The organism is Bradyrhizobium sp. AZCC 1578 (assembly GCF_036924675.1).
Classification (GTDB): domain Bacteria; phylum Pseudomonadota; class Alphaproteobacteria; order Rhizobiales; family Xanthobacteraceae; genus Bradyrhizobium.
Map to the genome: position 1 here is coordinate 2,686,620 of NZ_JAZHRZ010000001.1, position 25,474 is coordinate 2,712,093.

23 protein-coding genes are annotated in these 25,474 nt (G+C 61.7%); 10 read left to right on the top strand and 13 right to left on the bottom strand.

Translation table 11 applies throughout. The annotated features are described in order from the left end of the window. The first annotated feature begins 314 nt into the window (after nucleotides 1-314). Nucleotides 315-2,450 (top strand): flagellar biosynthesis protein FlhA, encoded by a 2,136-nt coding sequence (gene flhA, locus V1290_RS12950; RefSeq protein ID WP_334364762.1) that lies wholly within the window; start codon nucleotides 315-317, stop codon nucleotides 2,448-2,450. 328 nt (nucleotides 2,451-2,778) lie between these two features. Continuing rightward, nucleotides 2,779-2,985: a hypothetical protein gene (locus tag V1290_RS12955; protein WP_334364763.1), complete on the top strand. Its 207-nt coding sequence runs from the start codon at nucleotides 2,779-2,781 to the stop codon at nucleotides 2,983-2,985. 170 nt (nucleotides 2,986-3,155) lie between these two features. On the opposite strand, the gene V1290_RS12960 is transcribed toward V1290_RS12955, so the two are convergent. The 4 genes from V1290_RS12960 to fliI all read right to left on the bottom strand — a co-directional run bounded on the left by V1290_RS12960 (nucleotide 3,156) and on the right by fliI (nucleotide 6,672). After that, nucleotides 3,156-4,061, bottom strand: a complete 906-nt coding sequence (locus tag V1290_RS12960) for an anti-sigma factor (RefSeq protein ID WP_334364764.1) — start codon at nucleotides 4,059-4,061, stop codon at nucleotides 3,156-3,158. A gap of 3 nt (nucleotides 4,062-4,064) precedes the next feature. Beyond that, nucleotides 4,065-4,622, bottom strand: coding sequence for a sigma-70 family RNA polymerase sigma factor (locus V1290_RS12965; RefSeq protein WP_028347245.1), 558 nt, complete (start codon nucleotides 4,620-4,622; stop codon nucleotides 4,065-4,067). 198 nt (nucleotides 4,623-4,820) lie between these two features. Further along, the gene (gene fliJ / locus V1290_RS12970; protein ID WP_057842912.1) at nucleotides 4,821-5,237 is read right to left on the bottom strand and encodes a flagellar export protein FliJ; all 417 of its coding nucleotides are present in this window, start codon (nucleotides 5,235-5,237) and stop codon (nucleotides 4,821-4,823) included. 109 nt (nucleotides 5,238-5,346) lie between these two features. Next, nucleotides 5,347-6,672 carry a flagellar protein export ATPase FliI gene (fliI, locus tag V1290_RS12975; RefSeq protein ID WP_334364765.1) on the bottom strand — a complete coding sequence of 442 codons (1,326 nt, stop codon included), beginning with the start codon at nucleotides 6,670-6,672 and terminating at the stop codon, nucleotides 5,347-5,349. A 366-nt stretch (nucleotides 6,673-7,038) separates the two neighbouring features. Here fliI and ctrA point away from each other — a divergent pair, with 366 nt between their 5' ends. The 5 genes from ctrA to V1290_RS13000 all read left to right on the top strand — a co-directional run bounded on the left by ctrA (nucleotide 7,039) and on the right by V1290_RS13000 (nucleotide 10,833). Continuing rightward, nucleotides 7,039-7,740 (top strand): response regulator transcription factor CtrA, encoded by a 702-nt coding sequence (gene ctrA / locus V1290_RS12980; RefSeq protein ID WP_016848562.1) that lies wholly within the window; start codon nucleotides 7,039-7,041, stop codon nucleotides 7,738-7,740. Between the two features lie 169 nt (nucleotides 7,741-7,909). After that, complete coding sequence (locus V1290_RS12985; protein ID WP_334364766.1) at nucleotides 7,910-8,716, top strand: cytochrome P460 family protein; 807 nt, start codon at nucleotides 7,910-7,912, stop codon at nucleotides 8,714-8,716. 145 nt (nucleotides 8,717-8,861) lie between these two features. After that, nucleotides 8,862-9,266, top strand: a complete 405-nt coding sequence (locus tag V1290_RS12990) for a DUF350 domain-containing protein (RefSeq protein WP_213289180.1) — start codon at nucleotides 8,862-8,864, stop codon at nucleotides 9,264-9,266. 2 nt (nucleotides 9,267-9,268) lie between these two features. After that, a complete protein-coding gene (locus V1290_RS12995) occupies nucleotides 9,269-9,670 on the top strand; it encodes a hypothetical protein (RefSeq protein WP_334364767.1) in 402 nt (133 codons plus the stop codon). A 5-nt stretch (nucleotides 9,671-9,675) separates the two neighbouring features. After that, on the top strand, nucleotides 9,676-10,833 hold the full coding sequence (locus V1290_RS13000; RefSeq protein ID WP_334364768.1) for a glutathionylspermidine synthase family protein: 1,158 nt from the start codon (nucleotides 9,676-9,678) through the stop codon (nucleotides 10,831-10,833). Nucleotides 10,834-11,016: 183 nt separating this feature from the next. Here V1290_RS13000 and V1290_RS13005 read toward each other — a convergent pair whose 3' ends face one another. The 3 genes from V1290_RS13005 to V1290_RS13015 all read right to left on the bottom strand — a co-directional run bounded on the left by V1290_RS13005 (nucleotide 11,017) and on the right by V1290_RS13015 (nucleotide 14,771). Then, nucleotides 11,017-11,331, bottom strand: a complete 315-nt coding sequence (locus V1290_RS13005) for a hypothetical protein (protein ID WP_334364769.1) — start codon at nucleotides 11,329-11,331, stop codon at nucleotides 11,017-11,019. Between the two features lie 90 nt (nucleotides 11,332-11,421). Next, nucleotides 11,422-13,338, bottom strand: coding sequence for a putative bifunctional diguanylate cyclase/phosphodiesterase (locus V1290_RS13010; protein WP_334364770.1), 1,917 nt, complete (start codon nucleotides 13,336-13,338; stop codon nucleotides 11,422-11,424). A 2-nt stretch (nucleotides 13,339-13,340) separates the two neighbouring features. Next, entirely contained in the window at nucleotides 13,341-14,771 is a 1,431-nt protein-coding gene (locus V1290_RS13015; protein WP_334364771.1) for a sensor histidine kinase, read from the bottom strand. A gap of 405 nt (nucleotides 14,772-15,176) precedes the next feature. Between V1290_RS13015 and V1290_RS13020 the strand changes: the two genes are divergently transcribed. Continuing rightward, nucleotides 15,177-16,460, top strand: coding sequence for a sensor histidine kinase (locus tag V1290_RS13020; RefSeq protein ID WP_334364772.1), 1,284 nt, complete (start codon nucleotides 15,177-15,179; stop codon nucleotides 16,458-16,460). Continuing rightward, nucleotides 16,453-16,842 carry a response regulator gene (locus V1290_RS13025; RefSeq protein WP_334364773.1) on the top strand — a complete coding sequence of 130 codons (390 nt, stop codon included), beginning with the start codon at nucleotides 16,453-16,455 and terminating at the stop codon, nucleotides 16,840-16,842. The genes V1290_RS13020 and V1290_RS13025 overlap by 8 nt, the downstream gene beginning before the upstream one ends. 26 nt (nucleotides 16,843-16,868) lie before the next feature. Here the strand turns inward: V1290_RS13025 and V1290_RS13030 are convergent, their stop codons facing one another. Then, nucleotides 16,869-17,660, bottom strand: coding sequence for an outer membrane protein (locus V1290_RS13030; protein ID WP_334364774.1), 792 nt, complete (start codon nucleotides 17,658-17,660; stop codon nucleotides 16,869-16,871). Nucleotides 17,661-17,782: 122 nt separating this feature from the next. Here V1290_RS13030 and V1290_RS13035 point away from each other — a divergent pair, with 122 nt between their 5' ends. Next, nucleotides 17,783-19,276: an aminotransferase class I/II-fold pyridoxal phosphate-dependent enzyme gene (locus V1290_RS13035; protein WP_334364775.1), complete on the top strand. Its 1,494-nt coding sequence runs from the start codon at nucleotides 17,783-17,785 to the stop codon at nucleotides 19,274-19,276. 230 nt (nucleotides 19,277-19,506) lie between these two features. On the opposite strand, the gene V1290_RS13040 is transcribed toward V1290_RS13035, so the two are convergent. The 5 genes from V1290_RS13040 to V1290_RS13060 form a co-directional block, all read right to left on the bottom strand. After that, entirely contained in the window at nucleotides 19,507-20,385 is an 879-nt protein-coding gene (locus tag V1290_RS13040; protein ID WP_334364776.1) for a CheR family methyltransferase, read from the bottom strand. Further along, complete coding sequence (locus V1290_RS13045) at nucleotides 20,382-21,548, bottom strand: protein-glutamate methylesterase/protein-glutamine glutaminase (protein WP_334364777.1); 1,167 nt, start codon at nucleotides 21,546-21,548, stop codon at nucleotides 20,382-20,384. The genes V1290_RS13040 and V1290_RS13045 overlap by 4 nt, the downstream gene beginning before the upstream one ends. A gap of 80 nt (nucleotides 21,549-21,628) precedes the next feature. Then, nucleotides 21,629-21,994: a response regulator gene (locus tag V1290_RS13050; protein ID WP_028347253.1), complete on the bottom strand. Its 366-nt coding sequence runs from the start codon at nucleotides 21,992-21,994 to the stop codon at nucleotides 21,629-21,631. Nucleotides 21,995-22,052: 58 nt separating this feature from the next. Continuing rightward, on the bottom strand, nucleotides 22,053-22,523 hold the full coding sequence (locus V1290_RS13055; RefSeq protein ID WP_334364778.1) for a chemotaxis protein CheW: 471 nt from the start codon (nucleotides 22,521-22,523) through the stop codon (nucleotides 22,053-22,055). Nucleotides 22,524-22,557: 34 nt separating this feature from the next. Then, nucleotides 22,558-25,290 (bottom strand): hybrid sensor histidine kinase/response regulator, encoded by a 2,733-nt coding sequence (locus V1290_RS13060; RefSeq protein ID WP_334364779.1) that lies wholly within the window; start codon nucleotides 25,288-25,290, stop codon nucleotides 22,558-22,560. Between the last annotated feature and the right edge of the window lie 184 nt (nucleotides 25,291-25,474).

Consider the following 25,474-nt stretch of genomic DNA (forward strand, 5'->3'; position numbering starts at 1 on the left):
CCACACCGTCTCTCCGCCGGCGCCGAACAATTCGGTCAGTGTGCCCTTCGCGGGTATGACAGGAAAATGTGGAGCGACTTACGGCGGCAAAGCCATCGGCGTCGGAATAACCGGGCCAAACCTCCCCCGTTAACCCTTTGCTAACCATACACCGGGCAAAAATTGCCGGGTGAAGTCGAGTGTCGTCGGCCGCGTAAAACGGGAGGAACCCCGTGGACGCCAGTGCGGTGCCTCACTTTCGGAACGGCGGCCCTTCGGCCGCCGCCAAGACGTCTGGCGCCCGATGGCGGCAGACGCGGGGGGAAGCGGCTACCATGGTCGATGTCACGGCGGGTCAGGGCGGCGCAGGCACGGGCGGCAAGTTTCCGTCCTTGAGCGAAATCGGCGATATCCTGAAGCGCGGCGATCTGGCGCTGGCGCTCGGCGTCCTCGTCATCCTCGTAGTGCTGATCCTGCCGCTGCCGGCGATCGTGCTCGACCTGTTCCTGGCGATCTCGATCACGGTATCGATCCTGATCCTGATGACGTCGCTGTTCATCCAGGCGCCGCTGGAATTCTCGGCATTCCCGACCGTGCTTCTGATCTCGACCATGCTGCGGCTGTCGCTGAACATGGCCTCCACCCGCCTGATCCTGTCGCACGGCCATGAGGGCACGGCCGCCGCCGGCCATGTCATCGAAGCGTTCGGCAATTTCGTGATGAGCGGCAATTTCGTGATCGGAATTATCGTGTTCGCGATCCTCGTGATCGTGAACTTCGTCGTCATCACCAAGGGTTCGGGGCGCATCGCCGAAGTCGCCGCCCGCTTCCAACTGGATTCCATGCCGGGCAAGCAGATGGCGATCGACGCCGATCTCTCCGCCGGCCTGATCGACGAGAAGACCGCCAAGGAGCGCCGCAAGGCACTCGAGGACGAAAGCGGCTTCTTCGGCGCCATGGACGGCGCCTCGAAATTCGTCCGCGGCGACGCGATCGCGGGCCTCTTGATCGTCTTCATCAACGTGATCGGCGGCATCATCATCGGCGTCGCCCAGCAGGGCATGAGCTTTGGCGACGCCGCCCGTACCTACACCATTCTGACGGTCGGCGACGGCCTGGTGACGCAGGTGCCGGCACTGATCGTCTCCACCGCCGCGGGCCTCCTGGTGTCGAAGGCCGGCATCACCGGTGCGGCCGACAAGGCGCTGATGAAGCAGCTCTCGGGTTACCCGCAGGCGCTCGGCATGTCGGCCGGCGTGATGCTGGTGCTGGCGCTGTTGCCGGGCATCCCGATGCTGCCGTTCCTGGCGCTCGGCGGCGGCGCCGCGGCGCTGGCCTGGAAAGCGCGAAACCACAACAACGTCACCAAGGCTGCCGAGGCCGCCGCGGCCGCTGCACCCGATCTCGCGGCGGCTGCCGCCAACGCCGCGGCCGAAGAGCCGATCGCCACCGCGCTCAAGATCGACGACCTCAAGATCGAGCTTGGCTATGCGCTGCTGCCGCTGGTCAACGGCCCTGACGGCACCGACCGCCTGACCGAGCAGATCAAGGCGTTGCGCCGCTCGCTCGCGATCGAAATGGGGTTTGTGATGCCCGCCGTGCGCATCCTCGACAACGTCCAGCTCGAGGCCAACACCTACGTCATCAAGATCAAGGAAGTGGACGCCGGCACCGGCAAAATCTGGCCGAACCAGTTCATGGTGATGGACCCCGCCGGCAACCAGGTCGGCGTGCCCGGCATCCACACCGTCGAGCCGACGTTCGGTCTGCCGGCCACCTGGGTCGATGCCGCACTGAAGGAAGAGGCCTCGCTGAAAGGCTACACGGTGGTCGATGCCGCGACCGTGCTGTCGACGCACCTCACCGAGCTGCTCAAGAACAACATGAGCGACTTGCTGTCCTATGGCGAGGTGCAGAAGCTCTTGAAGGACCTGCCGAAGGAACAGGGCGAACTGGTCAAGGACATCGTGCCGAGCCAGGTCACGGTGTCGGGCATCCAGCGCGTTCTGCAGCTTCTCCTGGCCGAGCGGATCTCGATCCGCGACCTCTCCACCATCCTCGAAGGCATCGCCGACGCGCTCGCCTTCTCGCGCAACCCCGCCACCATGGTCGAGCACGTCCGCGCCCGCCTCGCCCGCCAGATCTGCGCACAGAATACCACATACAACGGTTATCTGCCGCTGATCGCGCTGTCGTCGCGATGGGAACAGGCGTTTGCGGAATCGATCGTGGGTCAGGGCGAAGAGCGCAGCCTCGCAATGCAGCCCTCAAAGCTGTCGGAGTTCATGGCCAGTGTTCGCAACGCCTTCGAGCAGGCAGCGCGCGAGGGCGAGGCGCCGGTGCTGGTCACCTCCGCTGCAATCCGCCCGTTCGTGCGCTCGCTGGTCGAGCGGTTCCGCTCGCAAACCACCGTGCTGTCGCAGGCGGAAATTCACCCGCGCGCGCGGCTGAAGACGGTCGGTAGCGTCTAGTTTGGCGGCGGGCGCGGCGCAAATCACCGGCGAAAATGGCGAAGCCTTTTCGCCACAGGCAACTGGTTTATCGAAAATGGCCGATACGGCACCATTCGGCCTTGAGAAGCGGTGATCTCCCCATAAGCTATTACAGAAACTGAATATTTATTCATTTCCGGCGATCGCCGCAGGCGTTCCGATCGCGGCCGTTCAAGTCTTTTCACCGCCTTGTGATCGCTCCTTTGGAAACGGATCCCGGAGTCCTACGTTTCCTGACGCGAGACGTTGAACCAGCCTGCGGACGCATCCAACAAATCCGTTAGGCCGGAGGCGGCAGGAGACTTCCATGAACCATTCGATCTACAGCGCGGATCGCACGACCCATCTCAAGATCGTGGTCGTGGCCCTCGTGGCAGGTGTCGTGGTCGCCGGGTTCAGCATCTCCGCGCGCAACAGCTCGGATGAAGGTCTCACCCAGACCGCGAGCACGCGCGTGATGAAGGCCGGCAAGCCGGTGGCGATCACCAGTTCCGGTAACTCAGTCGTACGTTAACGGAGGAATCCGAAAACAGGAATTCACGGAATTCACGCGGCTCTTTACAGCCCCCCAAAGTCGCCACGTGGATATATAAGACCCCAACTACCCCCAAGTTGACTGCGAAAACGCCCGCTCCCCACGGGCGTTTTCTTTTTTGTTGGCGTGCTGCTCCGCCCCAGCAGGCGCTAGCGAGCAGCCGGTACCGTCTCGATCAGCTTGCCGCTAAAGACCGGCGCCGAGGTCGGCTGGCCGCTCGGCGAGCCGCCGGCCTGCTCGACCGTCACCGCAAAGAGAGCGGTGTTGATCGTACTGGCGTCGTAGGTGGCGAGCGCCGGGCGCGCGGTGAATTCGCTGCCGCCGATCACGCCGAGCGAGCGCGGTTGCGGCAGGCGGTCGGAAATCAGCCAGAGCTCAAAGCTCTTGCCCGGCTCGGCATCGGCCCCGACCTTGCGGACGGTGAAATTTTTCGTCGCCGCATCGACTGTCAAGATGAACGCGGGCGAACCGCCGTCACGCTGCAGCAGCGCGACATATTGCGCCGAGGGTGTCGGCTGTGGCGCCGGCGTCTTCACCTCGACGGTCTGGATGCGCGGCTTGGGCCGCAGCGCCTCCGGTAACAGTTCCGGCCGATAGACCTGCACCGCCAGCATCGCGATAAGCGATGCGGCAATTGCGGTGGCAAAGGAAGCCACATTGCGCCAGCGCTTCGCGCGGCCCGTCAACTGGATGACGTTCGAACTGTCCGCAACCGCATTGTCTGCCACGCCCGGCGCCGTGACGGCTGGCGGTGCCTCGGCCACCACGGGCTCGGCCGGAGGCGCAGGCTGCGGCGCCTGAGGCAGCGTCAGCGGCGCCTGCGCTTCCGTGGAACTTCCAATCGCGGCCTTGATGTTTTCCCACACGATCGGCCGCGGCTCGACCGAACCGACCATCTGGTTCAAGACGCCAAGGCGGTATTCCCAGGCGTGAACGAGCGCGCTGTATTCGGCATCGACGGCCATCATGGTCTCGACCTGCGCGCGCTCGTCGGCATCGAGGGTGCCGAGCGCATATTCCGCAGCGAGTGCGATATGGTCTTCGCTATAGGCCATCGTTCAAGACCCGGACCCTAGTCCGAGACACTCCCTTATCTCCATCATGCTGCGGCGCAGCCACGTCTTCACCGTATTCACCGGTGTCTCGAACTTGGCGGCGAGCTGTTCGCGGCTCCAGCCGTTGTAGTAGGCGAGCAGCACGAGCTTCTGCCGATCCGGCTCCAGGCGGCCGACGCATTCCAGCAACCGCTTCAACTCTTCTGTCATCTCGCGCCGCGCCAGCGGATCGGGCGACTCGGCCGCCACTTCCATGGCGGTCGGCTCCTCCTCGATCGAGCTTTCGCTCTTCTTGCGCACCACATCGATCGCCCGGTTGCGCGCGATCGACGCCATCCACGTGATCGGCGAAGCGAGCGCCGGGTTGAACTGTCCCGCGCTGTTCCAGATCTTGACGTAAGCCTCCTGAATGACCTCCTCCGCAAGGTCCTGACGCCGCAAGATACGGAGCACGACGCCGAAGAGTTTCGCGCGCGTGGCGGCGTAAAGGCGCTCAAAAGCGGCCTCATCCCCCTTCGCCACCGCGGCAATCAGCCAGACCAGCTCCGCTGGCGTCAGCATTCAACGACCCCCAAGATCGATCTCGGTCCTCCATCGCGTCGTACGCTGGAAGCAATCGAGAAGTTTCGTAGCATACCCTGCGTCAAACTGGGCACCAAGTCGCCGATTCCGGGCAATCCGCCAAGAAAACCACCAAGAAAAAACCCGGGCCTTGTGGCCCGGGTTTTCGATTCCTTCAACCGATGAGTGTGAGAAGCGTCAGGCGACGCCAAGCCGGGCGCGCATCAGGCCGATACTGTCCATGTCGGCCTGTTCGCGGGCGCTCTCCTCGGCGCGCTCGCGCGCCTGGTCGCGCTCGTCGAGCAGTTCGACCTTTTTCAATTCCTCGAACGCCTCGCTCAACAGGCTTTTGGCATCCTCGAGCTGGATGCGCAGTTCGTCGGCGGAGCGGGTCAGGTTTTCCCGGCGCTGGATCGCGGCCTTGGCGTAGGTCGGATAGGCGAAGTGGGAGGGGTCGTTGATACCGGCCCGCTCCTGCTCGGTCTGGATTTCGCGCTCGAGATCGACCGACATGCGCTGGAAGTCGGCGATCATGCCTTCGATCTGGGTAACCCTTCGGCGCTTCTCGTCGACCTGAAATTTCTTCAGGCGGATCAGCGTTTCTCGTGACTTCATCGACTCATACTCCCCAGAAGTCCCAATCTGAACGCGGGACGGAGCCGGCTCCCTCGGGGGACCCCACCGGCGTCATTAATCATGTGCCGGGGATGATGGCCTGACAAAGTTAGCGTTCCGTTTCCAAATTGGCGAGGATCTGCGCCAATTGGCGGTAGCCGTCATCGAGGCTCGAGTTTTCGTCCTTGGCCTGGCGCAGAAAGGCTTCCAGCGGCTCGTGCAACCGGATCGCCTCGTCGACCTCCGGGCTCGAGCCTGCCCGATAGGCGCCAAGCCGGATCAGTTCCTCCATGTCGGCGTAGGTCGCCATCACCTGGCGGCCCCGCATGATTATGGGAAGATAGTCGGGATTGGCCGATCTCGGCATGGTGCGCGAGACCGATTTGAGAATATTGATCGCGGGAAACCGTCCGCGCTCTGCAATCGAGCGCTGCATAACGATGTGACCGTCCAGAATGCCACGCACCGCATCCGCGATTGGTTCGTTGTGGTCGTCACCATCGACCAAGACCGTGAAAATGGCAGTGATGGTGCCGACGCCGGTGCCCGGCCCTGCCCGTTCCAAGAGTTTTGGCAGCTCCGTAAACACCGTCGGCGTATAGCCTTTCGCGGTCGGCGGCTCGCCGGCCGACAGCCCGATCTCGCGCTGCGCCATCGCAAAGCGCGTGACCGAATCCATCAGGCACAGCACGTCCTTGTCCTCGTCGCGGAAATATTCTGATATCGCCAGCGTCAGGTAGGCGGCCTGCCGCCGCATCAAGGCGGGCTCATCCGATGTCGCCACCACCACCACCGAGCGCGCCAGGCCTTCGTCGCCAAGATCCTCCTGCAGAAATTCCTGCACCTCGCGGCCGCGTTCCCCGATCAGGCCGATGACGGCGATATCGGCATCGACATTGCGCGCCAGCATCGACAGCAGCACCGATTTGCCGACACCGGAGCCGGCGAAGATGCCGAGCCGCTGGCCGCGGCAGCAGGTCAGGAACGTGTTGAGCGCCCGCACGCCGAGATCGAGCGGCGCCCCGACGCGCTTGCGCGAATGCGCCGGCGGCGGCGCATTGCGATAGGGCATGGGCGACGGGCCCTGCACCAGCGGCCCCTTGCCGTCGATCGGCTCCCCCATGGCGTTGATGACCCGGCCGAGCCAGGCCGGCGACGGCCGCACCTGGCTTGCCGCCGTCGCAATGACCGCGCGGCAACCACGCCGGACGCCGTCGAGTCCACCGAACGGCATCACGACAGCATTGCTGCCGGAAAAGCCGATTACCTCGGCCGGGATGAAGCGGCTTCCGCCGGTCTCGATGACGATGCGGGCGCCGACCGACATGGCATGAATGGGCCCTGCGATCTCGACCATCAGGCCGCGCACGCCCACAACGCGGCCATATATATTGACGCCGTCGATATCGCCGATTTGCTCCGCGAGCGCCTTCATTGCGAAAACCTTAAGTTTCCGCACTTTAAGAAACCGCGCTTAACCTCGTGTTTACCCGCATCATTAATCATTGCGTCACTGTCTTTGGTGACTGAGAGCGCTTGCCCGTCAGAAGAAGGGCTAAACGCGGGAGTCGGTTAGGCCCGCCTCTTAATCTGGAACCTGAGTGGGCACTATGGAGAAAAGCTGCTTCCGAGCAACATCTTAGGGCGATTCGTTAGAAATTGCACTTAAAGAGCTTGCGAACCGGAATCAGATTTTGTTAACCATGTGTCTGTCAGGATCCGAATCAGTTGTTAAAGGCGTTTTGAGTGCCGCAAGTGCGGCCGACCTGACGCCCGGAGCGGCGGACTAAAGGGGACTGGCATGCGCGTTTTGCTGATAGAAGATGACAGCGCCGTCGCGCAGTCGATCGAATTGATGCTGAAATCCGAGAGTTTCAACGTCTACACGACGGATCTCGGAGAAGAAGGCGTCGATCTAGGTAAGCTTTACGACTACGATATTATCCTTCTCGACCTCAACCTGCCCGACATGTCCGGCTACGACGTGCTCAAGCAGCTCCGGGTATCGAAAATCAAGACTCCCATTCTGATCCTCTCCGGCCTCGCCGGCATCGAGGACAAGGTCAAAGGTCTCGGCGTCGGCGCCGACGACTACATGACCAAACCGTTCCACAAGGACGAACTGGTTGCCCGCATCCACGCGATCGTGCGCCGTTCCAAGGGTCACGCCCAGTCGGTCATCCAGACCGGAGATCTCGTGGTCAATCTCGATACCAAGACGGTCGAGGTCGGTGGCCAGCGCGTGCACCTGACCGGCAAGGAATACCAGATGCTGGAGCTGCTCTCGCTCCGCAAGGGCACCACGCTGACCAAGGAAATGTTCCTCAACCACCTCTATGGCGGCATGGACGAGCCCGAGCTGAAGATCATCGACGTCTTCATCTGCAAGCTGCGGAAGAAGCTCGCGAACGCCTCCGAAGGCCGCAACTTCATCGAAACCGTGTGGGGCCGCGGCTACGTGCTGCGCGAGCCGCACGAGGCAGACGAACGCATCCCCGCCTGATCAGGGCTTACGGCGAGCCGCAAGGCTCGCTACCCCCGACTGGACCCCGTCCGAAATGGCGGGGTTTTTGTTTGGGCCACTGCCACGCGACAAATTCGCCTCCCCGGATTGAAACCCGCTTCGCGGTGTCTCGTACTTGACGGAGTCATCCGCAAACGAGGGGGAAGTCATGAAAAACGTCAGGCTGGCTGCCGCTGTCGCGCTCGGATCGGCATCGGGCGCACTCATCGGCTATTCGGCGCTCGCCGGCGGCGACAAGGTCGCCTTCCCGGAGAATTTCGACAAGGGCACGCTCTACGCGACGGTCGATCGCTACGACAACAAGCAGTATCGCGAGCTCTATGCGACGCCGGCAGCCGTCGATGCGGTACGCAAGGGGCAGCCGATCCCGAGCGGCACGGTGCTGACGCTGGTGCAGTACAAGGCGCAGTTCGATGCGGCCGGCGAGCCTCTCAAGGATGCCAACGGTCGTTTCCAGAAGGGCGACCTCGTTGCTTACACGGTGATGGAAAAGCGCGACGGCTGGGGCACCGAGTACAAGGACGACATTCGGAACGGCGAATGGGAGTATCAGGCGTTTGGCCCGGACAAGAAAGTCAACGACAAGGCCAATTTGACGGCCTGCTTCACCTGCCACAAACCGCATGCCGGGCAGGATTTTGTTATCTCGCTGGCAGGCCTGAAGGGCACACCCGAAGGCGCCATGGCAAAGCCGGCGGCGGGGCCCGGCGTGGTCTCAATCTCCGACTTCAAGTTCGGGCCGGAGACCGTCATCGTCAGCAAGGGCCAGACCATCACCTGGCACAACACCGATTCCTCGCCGCACCAGGTGACGATCACCGGCCCCAAGCCGCAGCGCTCGCCGATCGCGCTGAAAGGCCAGACCACCCAGCTCACCCTCACTGACGCCGGAATCTACGATTACATCTGCGGCCTGCACCCGGCCATGAAGGGCAAGATCGAGGTCAGGGAATAGCCGGCTGAATCAAGGCCGCCATGGAAGTTTTGCGAACCCCGCCCGAAATGGCGGGGTTTTTGTTCGGGATTGAACCGCCTGCCCCGATGCGTCGACTGACAGATCGTGCGAACCTGCCGGAACGCACGAGTTGGGGCGAAATTCAATGATCCTGCAATCCCTCGCCGGGCTGCCGGCGTTTCTGGTGTATTTCTGCACGGCGATCGTTGCCGTGGTTGCCTACCTCTTCGTCTATACCCGCATCACCGCGCACAACGAGTTCGATCTGATCCGCGCCAATGAGCCGGCCGCCGCGATTGCGCTGGGCCTGAGCCTGCTCGGCTTCGTGCTGCCGCTGGTCAGCGCCATCACCCATTCGGCCAATGTCTGGGATTGCCTGATCTGGGCCGCGATCGCGCTGATCGTGCAGATCATCGTCTATTACCTCGTCAGGGTTCCGGTGCCGAACCTGTCGAAGCGGATCGCATCGGGCGAACTCGCCGCCGCGATCTGGCTCGGGCTGTCCTCGCTGGCCGCCGGCGCGATCAACGCCGCTTGCATGACCTACTGACCATGGCGAACAATTCAGAGCCTGAATTCGGCAAGCGCAAGCCGGTCTCGGTGCCGGCGGCGCCGCGTCCCGTTCCGCCGCCGGCCAAGCGTTCGGGCCATGTCGCACTCCTGCTGATGGGCACGTTTGCCGTCGGCGCCACCGCCTACACGCTGATGCCAAACCGCACTTGCGAGCAACCAAACCCGCACTTGGCATCGCCGACGCAAAACACCGCCGAGTGCTCCTCCCGCAGCTCTTCCTCGGGCCATGGCGGCGGCTCCGGCGGCGGCTCGTCGCGCAGCGGTTACTATAGCAGCGACTACTCCTCCTCGAGCCATTCCTCCTCCGATTCCGGTTCGCATTCGGTGCAGCGCGGCGGCTTCGGCTCGTTCGGGCATGCCATCGGCTTTTCAGGCGGTTGAATTTCATGCAGCGGATCGTCTGCCCCGAACGCGATGACTGGCGTGCCACCGCCGAAGGCGTCGGGTTTACTTTTCACACCATCAATGGCGAACGCTATTGGGATGAACGGGCCTATTACGCGTTCACGCTGCAGGAAATCGAACGGCGGATCGAGGCGCCCACCGCCGAGATCGATGCGATGTGCCTTGAGCTGGTCGGCCGCGCGATCAACGACGAAAAGTATTTGCGCCGTTTGAAAATACCCGAAGCGTTCTGGCCGCTGATGTCCGAAAGCTGGCGCCGCCGTGACGCCAGCCTCTACGGCCGGCTGGACCTGAGCTACGACGGCTGGAGCCCGGCGAAACTGCTGGAATACAACGCCGATACGCCGACCTCGATTTTCGAAGCAGCGGTTTTTCAGTGGACCTGGCTCGAACAGGCGATGGAGCGCAACATCATCCCGAAACGCGCCGACCAGTTCAATTCAATCCACGAGCGTCTGATCGACGCCTGGAAGAAATATTGCGGCGCCAAGCATCTTCATCTCACAGGAATGACCGACAATGCCGAGGATGCCGGTACGCTGGCCTATCTGCAGGACACTGCGAGCCAAGCCGGATTGAAGACGACATTGATGGACATCAAGGAAATCGGGTTGGATGGCAATGGCCGCTTCGTCGATCTCGACGACCGCGCCATCGAACTCGCCTTCAAGCTCTATCCCTGGGAATGGATGTTCCGTGACACGTTCGGCGAAAAACTCGCAACCGCGCCGACCCGCTGGATCGAACCACCATGGAAGGCGATCCTCTCCAACAAGGGCATCCTTCCCCTGCTGTGGGAGATGTTTCCGAAGCATCCCAATTTGCTGCCGGCCTATTTCGAGGACGATCCGAAGGCGGCCATGCTCGGCTCCTCGTTCGTGCGCAAGCCGCTCTATTCGCGTGAAGGCGCCAATGTTGCGCTCGTCAGTGCCGGCACCACGCTGGCGGAGCAGCAGGGCCCCTATGGCGCGGAAGGATTCATCCGGCAGGCTTTCGCGCCGCTGCCGAGCTTCACCGACCTGTACCCGGTGCTCGGAAGCTGGCTGGTCGATCACACGCCATGCGGCCTGTCGATCCGCGAGGACGAGAACCCAATCACCGGCAACTCATCGCGTTTCCTGCCGCACGCGATCTTGTAGCGCGGCAGCAGAGGCGGTGTGTCGCGCTCCCTCGCCCCGCTCTTCGCGGGGTCGAGACGACCGAAGCTCGCTCTTAGAGGGTTGGTGGGGTGAGGGTGAGGTCGCATCCCTCGTTGAAGGGGGCACGCCTAATGGGCTTCGATTTTTAACCTTTAGACTAACAGACATCACTAAATGATGCCGTTATTGAGTCAGCGCTCGCTGGGGGATCGAATCCGAAACAATGCGAATTAGATCAGCCGTGATTTCAACTTGTGCTTGGCAATATACGAATTGCAACGCGGTCATTTCTGATAGCTCACTCGCGAGCGCAAGCTTTCGAGCGTAATCTAACTTCACGGCCACAACCCGCTTTAGAAGAGCGATTGTTTCCTTGGAAGCTGGTGCAGCCGACTTTGTCCCGGCGTCGAAAAAGAACGCAAAAGCCTTTTCAGCGTTATCGAGGCCAGTGGCGACCAGGAGACGAAGTTCTGTCGGTACATCGAGTCCGGTTTCCATCACCGGCTCTCGGACCAATCAATCGGGTTGAACCTAAGAGCGTGCCCGACGCGGAAAAACACTCCCACCGGCATTTGGGTAGCACACACTTCAGGAACCGGAAGCTGGCGCACCAGCGGCTTTAAGCTGCTCCAGCAATCCAGGCACTTCGGCTGGTGGTACCGGTTTGCTGAGCAGGTATCCCTGAACTTCGATACAGCCCTCCTGGTTAAGGCAGCGCATTTGCTCTTCCGTCTCGACTCCCTCGGCGGTTGTCGTGATGCCGAAGCTCACACCCAGCCCGGCGATCGCCCGAACGATTGCCAGGCTACCCTCATCAACGAGCACATCCCGGACGAAGGATTGATCTATCTTGATCTTGTCAAAGGGAAAGCTGCGCAGGTAACCGATGCTAGAATAGCCCGTGCCAAAATCGTCCATGGATATCCGGACGCCCAGTGCGCGCAAATGGTTCAAGATCCCGATGTTTCTTTCGGATTTTTCGAGCAACACCGATTCCGTGATTTCCAACTCGAGGCGGTTTGCTGGCAGTCCCGACGAAGCCAACGCGCTCATGACGGTTGAAACAAGGTTCCCCTTGGCGAACTGCAAAGGAGACAGATTGACCGAGAGGTTGATTTCGTCCGGCCAGTGGACCGCCTCCATACATGCTTGTCTCAACGCCCACTCGCCCAGCGGCAGGATCAGGCCCATTTCCTCGGCGACCGGAATGAATTCCGACGGCGCCACCGAGCCCCGCTCGGGATGATGCCAGCGCATCAACGCTTCAAAGGCGGTTACCTTCTTGGTCTGCAGGTTAACCAGCGGTTGATAGAACAGGCTGAAGTCGCCCTGGGCCAACGCGTTGCGCATATCCCGCTCCAGCGACCGCCTGGTCTGGACGATGGCATCCATCTGCGGATCGAACATGCGAAATGTGCCGCGACCGCCGGACTTCGCGCTGTACATCGCGAGATCCGCGCATTTAAGGACGGTTTCCGCATTCATTTCACCAGGATGCACAATCGCAATTCCGACGCTCGCGCCCACAGTCACGTCGTTTCCCTCGATAGTCTGCGGATGAGCCGCGACCTCGATGACTCGCTCCGCAAGAGCGAGCGACGCTGATGGTTGGATACCCGATATCTGCAGGATCGCGAACTCGTCGCCGCCAAGCCGCGCAATGCGGTCCGTTGGCGGCAGCAGATCGCGAAGCTTGGCAGAAAGGGACTTCAGAAGCAGATCGCCGACCGAGTGGCCCCCGGTGTCGTTGACCGCCTTGAATCCATCGAGATCTACGAACAGGACCGCAAGCGGATGCGGTGTCACCGTTTCGTCTGTAAGCGCCTGCTCGAGTTGTTCCTTGAACAGCATCCGATTGCCGAGCCCCGTCAGCGAATCATGATAAGCTAGATATTGGGATCTCGCCTGCAGTTCCTCACGATCCGCGATCTCTTCCTTGAGCCTTTGATTGGCGTCGGCGAGGCGCTTGGTGCGCTCTTCCACGCGCGCCTCCAATGCTTCATTTGTCCTGCGAAGCTGCTCATTCGCAAACTCCACCTGCTGCTCGGCGCGCCTGCGGCTGATCTGCGTATTAACCCGCGCCAATGCGACCGAAAAATCCACCGGCTTCGTGACGTAGTCATTGGCGCCGCACTCGAGGGCGTCGACAATGTTGGTGCTTTCCGACTTGGCGGTAACCATGATGACGGGAAGTGCGGACGCCGATTTTCGATCGCGGATCCGCTTCAAGGTTTCTATGCCGTCAATTCCAGGCATCATGACGTCGAGAAGGACGAGATCGAACGTCTCTCTCTCGATCAGTTCAATGGCGGCAAGCCCGGATTCCGCCTCCGTGACGGCAAAGCCGCGCCGTTCAAAGCGCCGCGAAAGGATCGCGCGATTGTCGCTGATGTCGTCGACAATCAGCAAATGGGGACGCACCTCAGCATCGCTGGCGGTGGTACTCGTGGACTCCTGTGACGCAAAGTCCTCGAGACGAGTTACATTTGTGTTCTGGATGGACATCTTTACACCGCCGATGAACTGGCGACCGCAAACGCGGGCATGATGGACGGTTCATCGGCCGGCTGCTGCTCGGCCATCCAGGCCAGCACACGTATGGTGAAGCAGGATCCTCGTCCAGGCTCGCTGGTTGCCGAGATGCCTCCGCCCATCAGCGCACAAAGCTTCTGGCTTAGTGCAAGACCGAGTCCCGTTCCGCCATACTTGCTGGATGTCGCTTGGCTCGCCTGACCAAAATTCTGGAAGAGTCTCCCGATTTCGGACTCGCTGATGCCTATTCCGGTGTCCTGAACCTGGATCTCGATCCAGTCGCCCGCCTGATGCTTGCGGCGCTGCGCCGAGAGGACGATCGTGCCCGCTTCCGTGAACTTCGCGGCATTGCTCAACAGATTGAGCGCGGCCTGTCGCAGCTTGGTCTGGTCCGTCGACACGATGCCCAGGTTGGATGGGCACCTGACGACAAGCTTGTTCTTCTTTTCGGCCACCGTCGGCTGAACCGTGGCGACAACCTCGCGAACCATGTCATTCAGATCGAACTGTTCGATCTTCAGCTCGACATGGTTGGACTCGATCTTCGACAGATCGAGAACGTCGGTCACCAACGACAGCAGATGCTTTCCTGCGGAATTGATCCGTTCGAGATCCGGCTTCTTTCGGCTGTTCTTGCCCTCGAATTCCACACCCTCGAGCAAAATCTCGCTGAATCCGATCACGGCATTCAGCGGCGTTCGAAGCTCGTGGCTCATCTTGGCCAGGAAGATCGACTTCGCGCGGTTCGCCTCATCGGCCCTGTCCTTGGCTTCGCGTAGGCGCACCGCCGTCTCCCGATGCCGTTCGGCTTCGCGCTCGAGCTCGGATCCCACGGTGATCATGTTGGCGTAGTAGATCGCCATCCACGACATGTAGATCGTGGCGGAGAGGATCGAGATCCAGCCGACCGTCGAAAGTTGTTCGTGCGACAGTAGCGTCGGAAAACCCCACAGCAGGTAGGCAAGAATGAAGCCAAGAATGTTGAACGTGAACAGGCCGACGACGAGGATTGGCCGTTCCGACAGATAGAAGAAGCCAAGCAGCAGGCTGACGATCAACCACGGCAGAAATGGCGAGCTGACGCCGCCGTAGAAGTAGGCGCCGAACAACGAGGTGAAAGCAAGCAACTCAACGGAGATCAGCGCCGATAGCTGCAGGTTGCCGCTCGTCTTGTAGACGAACGGAAGAGTCCAGAACAGCCAGATGCAAGTGACGACGGTCCAGCAGGCAAAACCCTGGTGCGGGTCGCTGAGATAGAGAAACAGACTGATGGACTGCGAAAGTGCAGGCCCGAACAGATGAGTGAATATGAAGTTCTGCGCGAGTTCCCGCTCGGAGCGCTCGAGCTTGGCCTCCGCCGGAACAAACCAATCAATAAACTTAACGACTTCTTGCCAAACGGGCATATTGAGCCCCCACTGAAGTTTTATGGCAGGCAAGCTAGCGCACCGCCTTTTAAGAATCGGTTTAGTCGGGGGTGACTGTCGATTAACGCGGTTTTAAGCGAGCTGTGAAACTGTTAGCTGCCGGAAACTGTACTTATTTTACTTGCAAAGTCGCAAGGGCAACGGATCGGAATATCGGAACACTAACTCGCAGGGAGCGGGCCCAATTTCATGAACGCCAAGTTTGCAACGGCACTTGCTGCCCTCGACAATCTGGTCAATTACTTCATTCCGCCCAGCATCGCCTCCGACCGCGATACGAGAAACCGTGCTCACGTGTTTCTTGTCAGTCACATCCTGGGTCCGTTCATCGGAAACGTCGTCCCGATTTCGATCTATCTGCTAGATCCTGCGCCCGGATATGACGTGGCGGTGTTGGCGGCGTCGATCACGTTGTTCTGGGTATTTCCGTTCATTCTGCGCGCCGGCGCGCCCTACGACACGCTTGCGCTCGTCTCGATCGAGAACCTGATCTTCTGCATTCTCTGGAGCTGCTTCTTCTATGGCGGCGTGACCTCCCCCACGCTTGCCTGGGTACTCGTCATACCGTTACTGGCATTTTTCTATCTGGGCTCGTCGAGCAAGCTGCGCCTGATCGTAATGATCATGTTCGTTGCCAACGTGGCGGTATTCACCTTCTTCTACTCGCGTGGGTTCGAAATCAACAGCAAGCTGCCGGTTGCTGCGATGCAGGGGCTTGGTCTCGTCTCGACGACGGCGGCGTCGATCTATGTGGCGATGATGGCGCTCTATTATGCGAAGATCCAGGCCTCGCAGGGCGAGCTAGAAAGCGAGATGCGGCAGCACATGGCGACGGCATCGGCGTTGCGTGCGGCTACCGAGGAAGCCGAGCGCGCGGGAGCCGCGAAATCCGAATTTCTGGCCAAGATGAGTCACGAGCTGCGCACACCGCTCAACGCAGTGATCGGCTACAGCCAGATGCTGCTCGAAGACGCCGAGATAGAAGGCGACAGGGAGGGCATTGCTGACCTGACCAAGATACACACGGCCGGACAGCACCTGCTGAAGCTCGTCAACGAGGTGCTCGATCTTTCCAAGATCGAAGCAGGAAAAATGGAGCTGCATCTGGAAGAAATAGATTTCAGCGAATTGCTTCGGGATGTTGCCGAGCGGGCGAGGACCGCAGTTGAGGCAAACGGAAGCGAGTTCGCATGTTCGATCTCCCCCGATCTGGGGACCGCGCTCTGCGATGCTGGAAGGTTTCGCAATTTGGTTGGGCAGCTGACTGATAACGCAGCGAAATTCACCCACAACGGTAGGGTAGAAATCGCCGCGCGACGCCTCAAGAGCGTGGCGGGCGATCAACTCATCGTTGACGTCATCGATACGGGAATCGGTATCGCATCGGATCAAATGCCGAATCTCTTCGAGAAATTCACTGTCGCCGACGACTCCAGCACCAGCAAGTATGGCGGTACGGGACTTGGATTGGCGCTCAGCCAAAGGCTCTGCAAGTTGATGGGCGGCCAGATCTCCGTGGAAAGCGAACCCGGAAAGGGCAGCCGCTTCACCATCCGAATGCCACTCGTCGAAGGTCGGCGGAAAACCGACCGCTACGCCGCGGCCACGCTCGTTCCCGACGTCACCGATACTGCTCTGCCTGCTCCCGCCGGAATTGCCAATGCATAGAATTCTGCTTGTTGAAGACAATGAGATGAACAGGGACATGCTTACGCGCCGTCTCGAGCGCAACGGCTTTTCTGTCTGCTCCGCTTGCGACGGTCCGACGGGCGTGGATATGGCAGCGAGCGAATTGCCCGATCTGATCCTGATGGATGTAGCGCTCGGCGAAATGGACGGTTGGGAAGCAACACAGCGGATCAAGGCCAATCCGGCAACATCGGCCATTCCCATCATTGCACTGACAGCCCATGCGCTTGCCAGCGATCGCGACAAGAGCGTCGAAGTCGGATGCTCCGATTTTGATACGAAGCCTGTCGACATGCAGCGGCTGCTCGGCAAGATGCGGTCGCATCTGCCTTCGGTCGCTCGCGAGAGTCCGGCCGCCTAGGCCCACGCCGTCGAACTTCAGCGCGGTCAGTATTTCGCGACCACGGGGCCACCAAACCTGTAGTTCACGCGGGCCGTGACGAGATCAACATCCTGACGGGTGGCAACCGTGCCGGCGTAAGCACCAGCCGGGCTGGTAAAGTCAAACGTACGATCCTGCATGAACAGATGATCGTACTCCACACCGACCGACCAGTTCGAAGCGAAGCCGAATTCGAGGCCGACGCCTACCGCGGCTCCCCATCGCGTGTCGTTCGCAGCGCCGAGAACGATGCCGGTCGCATTGTCGGTGTAGCGGAAGCGGCTATCGGTGACGGCGCCGCCGCCCTTGACGTAAAACAGTGTATTTTCGACGGCCCAGCCGATCTGGCCGGTGAACAGGCCGAACGCTTCGATCCGTGACCGGTTGGTCGTGGCAGGGAACGGCGGGCTGATCTTGCTGCCGTTGAGGTCAGCCCAGTTACCCTGCGCTTCCAGACCAAAGACTGCGGCGCCTGCCTGCCAGCGATAGCCGATCTGGCCGCCGGCTACGGCGCCTGTCGCATCGTGGCAGCCTTCGGGGCCGAGCAGCGCAGGGGGTACCGGCGTGGGCGGAACAAGATCCCAGCAGTTGCGACTCGAGCCCCAGCCGCCGTTCGCGCCGATATAAAAGCCGGTCCATGAGAATACCGGAACAGGCGGGATGGGCGGGGCCGCCTTCACAGGCAGTCGCAAATCCGCAGCGAATGCGGGCGCGGAAAGCGCACAGACAACCATCGCTGCCGCCGCGACCCGGCTTGAAATTTTGTGGAATGGCTGGCCTTTCAGGACGCCGATCATGAATTCCTCGCTTGCTCCGGATGGGCCTTGAAACGTGAAAGACACATTGCGCCATCTATGGTTAACGCCGCCTTTACGCGCGCGGGCGCCCAAGACCCCCGCGGCCCTTCCTGGCGTCCGCCATGACTTTCTGTGCAGCTCTTAAGGTACAGAAAACCAAACACAAATTTCGCCGGAAAAGGCCGGAAAACTTCCCAATATCCAACCAGGAATTAATCTCGTCCCGGGCATCCTGCACGCTCAACAGAATAACCAAAAAATACGAGTTCGGGATGGCTTCAAACGATTCATACACCGGTATTGCGCCGGCCGCCTTGACGGGCAGCATGAGGGACTTCCGCGTCCCCGGTGGGGCAGACCTTTTGGGACGCACCGAAGGTTTCTTCCGCTGGCAGGATCTGCGCCGGCATCACGGCCTCTGGCCCTTCTCTCGTGCCACGGAGGACGGTCCCAAGACCGTTTGCTCTGCTCAGGACGACCGGGGCAACAGGATGCTCGGCGTAAACTTTGCTTCGCAGGACTATCTCAGCCTGGCATCGCATCCGGCCATCAAAGCAACGGCGATCGAGACTATCGAGCGCTGTGGGGTACATAGCGCTGGCTCTCCTGCGCTTGTCGGCAACACTTCGTACTCGGTAGCGCTCGAGCGCAAGATCGCCGAATTCCTGGCGATGGACCACGTCGTGTTGTACCCGACAGGTTGGGCCGCGGGCTTCGGCGTCGTGAAGGGCCTCGTCAGGTCGGCCGACCATATCGTGATGGACATGCTGGCACACTCCTGCCTGCAGGAGGGCGCTCACGCCGCAAGCACCAACCTTCATCTGTTCCGGCACCTCGACAACGAATATTGCCGGAACATCCTCGCGAAAATCCGAGCCAAGGACAAAGAGAACGGAATCCTCGTGATCACGGAGGGATTGTTCTCGATGGACTCTGACACCCCCGATCTCGCTGTCCTGCAAGCTCTCTGCCACGAATTCAATGCGACTCTTGTCGTCGACGTCGCACATGATCTTGGCTGCTTGGGCGAGGACGGCCGCGGCCACATCGGCTTGCAGAACATGCTCGGCAAGGTCGACATAGTGATGGGGAGCTTTTCCAAGACGTTTGCGTCAAACGGCGGGTTCGTCGCCTGCAAGAGCCGAGCGGTGCAGGAATATCTACGCTTTTACAGCGCCCCTGCCACTTTCTCCAATGCCCTTTCGCCGGCGCAGGCCGCGACGATCCTGAAGGCATTCGAGATCGTCGCTTCCGCCGAAGGGCACGCGCTACGGCGCAAGATGCTCGCCAACGTCCTGTCGCTTCGTCGCGAGTTGAAGCAGGCCGGCCTCGACTATTATGGCGACCCATCCGCGATCGTTTGCGTCAAAATGGGTTCGGAAGGCCTTGCACGTCTTGTTTCAAGACGCCTTATCGAACTCGGATTGGTCGCCAACCTAGTGGAATTTCCCGCCGTTCCCAAGGGCGCGGCCCGAATTCGCATGCAGCTGATGGCCAATCACTCCGAGGAAAACATCGCCTACGCTGTGCGAATACTGGCCACTGCAAAGGCGGAAGCGGAACTGGAACTCGATGAGCTGCGGCGGATCAAACCCGTAAAGGGCGTCGCAGCTTGATGCCGCGGCCCCCTGTCGAATGGCGAGTACGCCGTCACTCGCGCTGAGAAGATCGAAGTACTGTTGCACACCTGAAGTGCATCCTCCGCCTCGACCGGCTGAGGCTGAGAGGCCCCTACGGAGGGGCTCTACCCGCGAAATCCAATGACAACCGGAGCGCGCCGAGCGACCCCTCACCTGGCGCTACGCGCCGACCTCTCCCCGCGAAGAGCGGGGCGAGGTAAAGAAGATCAGCGCGCCGCGGCAACCGCCCGCAGGGTTTGCGGCACCAGGGTCGACGCCCCCACCCGTATCACCGGTGCGATGTTCGGACGATAAAGTCCGCGTCGCTCCGGATAGGGCTTGAAGCTGTTGGTGATGCCGACCACCGATTCGGCTGCGCCCAGTGCCAGCACGCCATCGGGCTCCAGCATCCGGGAGAGCCGCTCGAAGATGTTAGCCTTGGTATTCTGATCGAAATAGATCAGCACGTTGCGGCAGAAGATGACGTCGAACACGCCGAGATGGGAGAAGTCCTGCAGCAAATTGAGCTGACGGTGCTGCACCATGCCGCGGATCTCGGCATTGATCTGCCAGAGTTCGCCGTTCTGGGTGAAATACTTCACCAGCAACCCAATCGGCAATCCGCGCTGCACCTCGAACTGGCTGAAGATACCGGCCTTCGATTTTTCCAGCACCGCCTGCGACAGGTCGGTCGCGACGATCTCGGTACGCCAACCGGACAGCAGGGGTCCCGCCTCCTTCAGGCACATCGCGATCGAATACGGTTCCTGCCCGGTGGAGGAAGCCGCGCACCAGATGCGCAACGACCGGCGGGCCGCGCGCGCCTGCACCAGCGCCGGAATGACCCCTTCCCGCAAATGATCGAACGGAATCTTGTCGCGGAAGAAAAACGTCTCGTTGGTGGTCATCGCCTCGACCACCTCCGCCGTCAGCGTGTTGGCCCCGCCCTTCATCTTCTCGACGAGTTGGGAAATGCCCGGCAGGCTGGACTTGCGGGCCAACGGCAGCAGCCGGCTTTCGACCAGATATTGCTTGTCGGCCGAAAGATCGAGCCCGGAGCGCTCTTTCAGAAGCTTACGCAGATACTCATAGTCTGAAGGCGTCACGAACGATCTCCCGAAAACAACCGAACCAGTTTTGGCGCGATCTGATTGAGCGGCAGAACCGCCGCGCAAATACCTGCATTGGCGGCCGCGCCCGGCATGCCCCACACCACGCTGGTCGCTTCGTCCTGGGCAATCACGCTGCCGCCGGCGGCGACGATCTCCTTGCCGCCACGCATGCCGTCGGAGCCCATGCCGGTCAGAATCACCGACATGATGCCGCCCTGCCAGACGTCGATGGCGGAGTTGAACAGCGGGTCCACCGCAGGCTTGCAGAAATTCACCGGCGGCCCGTCGTCAAGCGCGATCGTGGCGTCCGCGCCATGGCGCACGACGCGCATGTGGCGGCCGCCCGGCGCAAGATAGATCCGGCCGGGCTTGACGATCTCGCCGTCAACGGCCTCATGCGCCGTCCGGCGGCTCGCTCGTGCCAGATGCTCGGCGAGAATTGTGGTGAAGGTTGGCGGCATGTGCTGGGTGATCAGCACCGGAAAACGATCGATCACCGGGCCGATGTCGGCGACCAGCGTCATCAGCGCCTGCGGGCCGCCGGTCGACGAGCCGATCAGAAGCACACGCGGCGCCAGCATGCTGAAGGGCCGGCGCGCCAATGGCAGTTGCGGAACCGGTGCGGCGACCGGATGAACGGATACCTCGCGCACCCGCTCGGCTGGTGCCGGAGCCGGGCTCGCGCCCGGCGACGCACGGCGGCGGGCCCTGGCGCCCAGATGGCGAATCTTCTGGATCAGATCGTGGTGGAACGTCTCGGCAGCGGTGGCCTCGCGCGTGCTCTCCGGCTTTGGAATGTAGTCGGCGGCGCCGAGCGAGAGCGCCTTGAAGCTGATCTCCGCATTGCGGCGGGTCAGCGTCGACGCCATGATGATGACGAGGTCGCGCTTTTTCGCAAGCAACTGGGGCAGCGCCGAAATGCCGTCGAGCTCCGGCATTTCGATATCGAGCACGGCGACATCGGGTTTGATGCGATCGATCTGGTTGACGGCGTCGAGGCCAGTGCGCAGGGAGGCGGAGACCTCCATGTCCGGCTCGGCGCCGATCCAGCGCGAGATCATCCCGCGGATCACCACGGAGTCGTCGACCACCATCACGCGCAGCTTGTCTTGCCTTGTCGAGATTGGCGGCGGAGACTTCGTTAACGCAACACTCATTACTTCACCCGACCCAACTCAAGCGGCACACTTGCAAAACCAACGCCGATGGCCGTCGAGCCGCCGGGATCACATAGAGATCAGATCAAGCCGACTTCCTGGAACTTCGCGGTGACGATGTCCTTGTCGAACGGCTTCATGATGTATTCATTGGCGCCGGCATGCAGCGCACGCGCAATGTGTGCGACGTCGTTTTCGGTAGTGCAGAACACCACCTTGGGCGCGTCGCCACCGGGCATACGGCGCAGATTGCCGAGGAACTCGTAGCCGTCCATGACCGGCATGTTCCAGTCGAGCAGAACCGCCTCGGGCATCGCGCGCTTGCAGACTTCAAGCGCCTTCTCGCCGTCCTCGGCCTCGACGATCTGAAAGTCGAGACCTTCGAGGATACGTCGCGCGACCTTTCGGATGACGCTCGAGTCATCAACGACCAGACATGTTTTCATTTTAGGCCTCCACTTACATCAATTCCCAAGAGGGATGTTTCCGTACCGGGTTGGATTTTCATGCCGCCATCAGGTCAGGCATGATTTCGAGAACGCGATCGACGTCGAGGACGACCATGAGCTGGCCGTCGAGGCGGTGCACGCCGCCGGCGAGCTTGGCGAAGCGGGGGTCGAGGTTGACGGGGTTTTCCTCGCGGCCATTGTCGGGCAGCCGCAGCACCTCGCCGATCTGGTCGATCAACAGGCCGTAGGACTCGCCGCGCAAGTCGACGCCGACCGCCATCGGCGGCTTGCCGTCGTCGTTCTTCGGCAAGCCGAGCCGGGCGCGCATGTCGACCACGGTGACGATGCGGCCGCGCAGATTGAGCACGCCGGCGATCTCGGCGGAGGACAGCGGCACCCGCGTCAGCCGTTCCGGCATGAACACGTCCTGGACGCGGGAGATCGGCAGGCCGAACAATTGCCCGCCGATCACGGCGGTGACGTATTCGGCCACGGTGCCCTCGATGGTCTCGGTCTTGGTTGTCATGGTCTAACTTCCTTAATGCCCCGGCCAGGCTTGCTTAGGCTGCGCGCCGGGTCTCGGCGGTCTGTTCCTTCAGCGCCGCGATCAGGCCGGGGCGGTCGAACTTGGCGACGTAGTCGTGGAAGCCGGCCTGCCGCCCGCGCTCGATCGCCGCCGGCGACACCAGCGAGGACAGCGCGATGATCGGCAGCGCGCCCAGATTGTTGTCGGCGCGGATGACTTCCGCGAACTCGAAGCCGTTCATGTCGGGCATCTCGATGTCGGTCAGCACCACGTCGAAGGTCTGGCCCGAGCGCAGCGCCGAGAGCCCCTCCTGGGCGTTGACGGCGACCCGCACCTTGTAGCCGGCGGCTTTCAAGACCGGCGCCAGCATGTTGCGGAAGAAGGCGGAGTCGTCGACCAAGAGCACCGATTGCGCGGTCGAGGAGGCCCGCATCTCCTTGCGCGAGAACCAGTCGGCAAACGCCATCGGCAGGAAGTGGCCGACGTCGATCACCTCGGTGGCCTGGCCCTTGATCACGGCGGAACCCAGAATGCCGTCCTGCTGGCCGGCGACCTCGATGTGCAGCCGCTCCTCGACGATGTCGATGATCTCGTCGACCACGAGCCCCATCGAGCGGCCGTCGTCGGCGAACACCAGGATCGGCTGCGCGCCGGTGCGCTGGACCGTGACGCCGGCCATCTGCACCAAGGGCATGAGCTGGTCGCGGTACTGCACCATATAGCGGCCGTTGGAGAGCTCGATCTTGTCGGTGGCGATCTCTTCCAGCCGGGTGACGAGGCCGAGCGGCACCGCCTTGGGCTGCGAGGAGCCGGCGCGGAACACGAGCAGCGAGGTGAGCTGCTCGCCGGACATGGCATGCGCCGCGGAGGCCTCGTCGGCCATCTCATGGGCCGAGGCGCCGGAGGCGCCGAGCGCCTTGGCAATCCCGTTGGGGTCGATGATCATGATCACGGCGCCATCGCCCAGAATGGTGTTGCCGGAGAACATGTCGATGTGCCGCAGCTTGGTCGACATCGGCTTGACCACGATTTCTTCGGTGTGAAACACGCCGTCGACCACGATGCCGAAGGTCTGGCTGCCGACCTGCGTCACCACGATGAAGCCGTTCTCGGGGTCGCTGGACGAGCCGTCGTCGATCTTCAACAGCTTCTTCAGGTGCATCAGCGGCAACAGCTTGTTGCGCAACCGCAAGACCGCGGTGTCCTTGATGCGCTCGATGCGGTGTTCGGAGTTGGCGCGGGCGCGCACCAGCTCGACCACCGACAATTGCGGGATCGCAAAGCGGTCGCCGGCGGCTTCCACGATCAGGGCCGAGACGATCGCCAGGGTCAGCGGGATCTTGATGGTGACGGAAGAGCCTTCGCCGGCCACGCTCTTGATGTCGATGGTGCCGCCGATCTGGTCGATATTGGTGCGCACCACGTCCATGCCGACCCCGCGGCCGGAGACCGAGGTGACGGCGGCGGCGGTGGAGAAGCCCGGCGCGAAGATGAACTTGTGGATCTGGGCTTCGGTCATCTTCTCCAGTTCGGCCTCGGTGACGAGACCGTTCTGCAGCGCTTTGGCCTTGATCCGCTCGGTGTTCAGCCCGCGGCCATTGTCGGCGATGCAGATGATGATGTGGCCGCCCTCGTGATAGGCGGAGAGCCGAATGGTGCCCTGCTCGCCCTTGCCGGCCGCGAGCCGCTCGGCCGGGGTCTCCAGGCCGTGGTCGGCGGAGTTGCGCACCATGTGCGTCAACGGATCCTTGATCAAATCGAGCACCTGGCGGTCGAGCTCGGTGTCGGCGCCGTGCATCTCCAGTTCGATCTGCTTGCCGAGTTCGCCGGAGAGGTCGCGCACGATGCGCGGCAGCTTCTGCCAGGCATTGCCGATCGGCTGCATCCGCGTCTTCATGACGCCTTCCTGCAGCTCGGCGGTGACGTTGGAGAGCCGCTGCAGCGGCACCTTGAACTCGGTGTCCTCGTTGCGGCGGGAGATTTCCAGGAGCTGGTTGCGGGTCAAGACCAGCTCGGAAACCATCGTCATCAGATGTTCGAGGGTGTCGACGTTGACGCGGATCGACTGGTTGGCGATCTTGTCGGCGACCTCGCCGTCGACTTCGACGGCGGCGGCGCGCTTGGCCGGCTTTGCCTTCGCCGTTTCCTTGGCGGTTTCCTTGGCTTCCTTAACCTCCGGCGCCGGCGCAGCCTTGGCGACGGGTGCCGGCGCGGCTTCGGTCGCGGTCTCGCGGAAGGCGCGCTCGAGGTCGTCGAGCGAGACTTCGCCCGGACGCAACGGGCGTTCCAGCACCTGCTCGACCAGCGTGCCCTTGGTCATCGCGGGTGGAGCCGGCGGCGCCGCCACGACGGGCGCGGGCACGGGCTCGGGCGGCGCTGCCGCCGCATGGTGACCACCTTCGGCCATCGCATGCAGCTTCTCGATCAGATCTTCGTCGGTGCCCTCGGGCTCGGTCTCGGTCGCTTCCAGACCTGCGAGGATCTCCTTGATGCGGTCGATGCTCGACAGGATCAGCGTCACGGCTTCGGCCTTGACCGGCATGCCGTCGCGGAATTTGCCCATCAAGGTCTCGCCGGCATGGGCCAGGGCTTCCAGTCGCGGCAGGCCCAGGAAACCGCAGGTGCCCTTGATGGTGTGGACCAGGCGGAAGATGTTATCCAGAATCTTCGCGTCGCTCGGGTCCTGCTCGAACCGCACCAACTGATTGTCGACCGTATCCAGGCTCTCGCTGGTCTCGGTCAGGAACTCCCGCAACAAATCATCCATGAAACTGGCCTTCGTACGCACCGGCACGCGACATCGACGCGCCTTACGGAACAGGGCCAGCTTCTATGCAAAGCGTTTAATATTGGTTGAGCAAATGGAAAAGAACGGGATCAACAAAGAGATAAGACGGCAGAAATGAATTCTGCCGCCTGTTTTCAACCGTTGGTTAACCGTGTCGGCGCTG

Excerpts from the sequence above, each read along its gene's own strand:
- flhA (WP_334364762.1), top strand. The coding sequence starts at position 315 with ATGGTCGATGTCACGGCGGGTCAGGGCGGCGCAGGCACGGGCGGCAAG.
- V1290_RS12955 (WP_334364763.1), top strand. The coding sequence starts at position 2,779 with ATGAACCATTCGATCTACAGCGCGGATCGCACGACCCATCTCAAGATC.
- V1290_RS12960 (WP_334364764.1), bottom strand. The coding sequence starts at position 4,061 with ATGGCCTATAGCGAAGACCATATCGCACTCGCTGCGGAATATGCGCTC.
- V1290_RS12965 (WP_028347245.1), bottom strand. The coding sequence starts at position 4,622 with ATGCTGACGCCAGCGGAGCTGGTCTGGCTGATTGCCGCGGTGGCGAAG.
- fliJ (WP_057842912.1), bottom strand. The coding sequence starts at position 5,237 with ATGAAGTCACGAGAAACGCTGATCCGCCTGAAGAAATTTCAGGTCGAC.
- fliI (WP_334364765.1), bottom strand. The coding sequence starts at position 6,672 with ATGAAGGCGCTCGCGGAGCAAATCGGCGATATCGACGGCGTCAATATA.
- ctrA (WP_016848562.1), top strand. The coding sequence starts at position 7,039 with ATGCGCGTTTTGCTGATAGAAGATGACAGCGCCGTCGCGCAGTCGATC.
- V1290_RS12985 (WP_334364766.1), top strand. The coding sequence starts at position 7,910 with ATGAAAAACGTCAGGCTGGCTGCCGCTGTCGCGCTCGGATCGGCATCG.
- V1290_RS12990 (WP_213289180.1), top strand. The coding sequence starts at position 8,862 with ATGATCCTGCAATCCCTCGCCGGGCTGCCGGCGTTTCTGGTGTATTTC.
- V1290_RS12995 (WP_334364767.1), top strand. The coding sequence starts at position 9,269 with ATGGCGAACAATTCAGAGCCTGAATTCGGCAAGCGCAAGCCGGTCTCG.
- V1290_RS13000 (WP_334364768.1), top strand. The coding sequence starts at position 9,676 with ATGCAGCGGATCGTCTGCCCCGAACGCGATGACTGGCGTGCCACCGCC.
- V1290_RS13005 (WP_334364769.1), bottom strand. The coding sequence starts at position 11,331 with ATGGAAACCGGACTCGATGTACCGACAGAACTTCGTCTCCTGGTCGCC.
- V1290_RS13010 (WP_334364770.1), bottom strand. The coding sequence starts at position 13,338 with ATGTCCATCCAGAACACAAATGTAACTCGTCTCGAGGACTTTGCGTCA.
- V1290_RS13015 (WP_334364771.1), bottom strand. The coding sequence starts at position 14,771 with ATGCCCGTTTGGCAAGAAGTCGTTAAGTTTATTGATTGGTTTGTTCCG.
- V1290_RS13025 (WP_334364773.1), top strand. The coding sequence starts at position 16,453 with ATGCATAGAATTCTGCTTGTTGAAGACAATGAGATGAACAGGGACATG.
- V1290_RS13030 (WP_334364774.1), bottom strand. The coding sequence starts at position 17,660 with ATGATCGGCGTCCTGAAAGGCCAGCCATTCCACAAAATTTCAAGCCGG.
- V1290_RS13035 (WP_334364775.1), top strand. The coding sequence starts at position 17,783 with ATGACTTTCTGTGCAGCTCTTAAGGTACAGAAAACCAAACACAAATTT.
- V1290_RS13045 (WP_334364777.1), bottom strand. The coding sequence starts at position 21,548 with ATGAGTGTTGCGTTAACGAAGTCTCCGCCGCCAATCTCGACAAGGCAA.
- V1290_RS13050 (WP_028347253.1), bottom strand. The coding sequence starts at position 21,994 with ATGAAAACATGTCTGGTCGTTGATGACTCGAGCGTCATCCGAAAGGTC.
- V1290_RS13055 (WP_334364778.1), bottom strand. The coding sequence starts at position 22,523 with ATGACAACCAAGACCGAGACCATCGAGGGCACCGTGGCCGAATACGTC.
- V1290_RS13060 (WP_334364779.1), bottom strand. The coding sequence starts at position 25,290 with ATGGATGATTTGTTGCGGGAGTTCCTGACCGAGACCAGCGAGAGCCTG.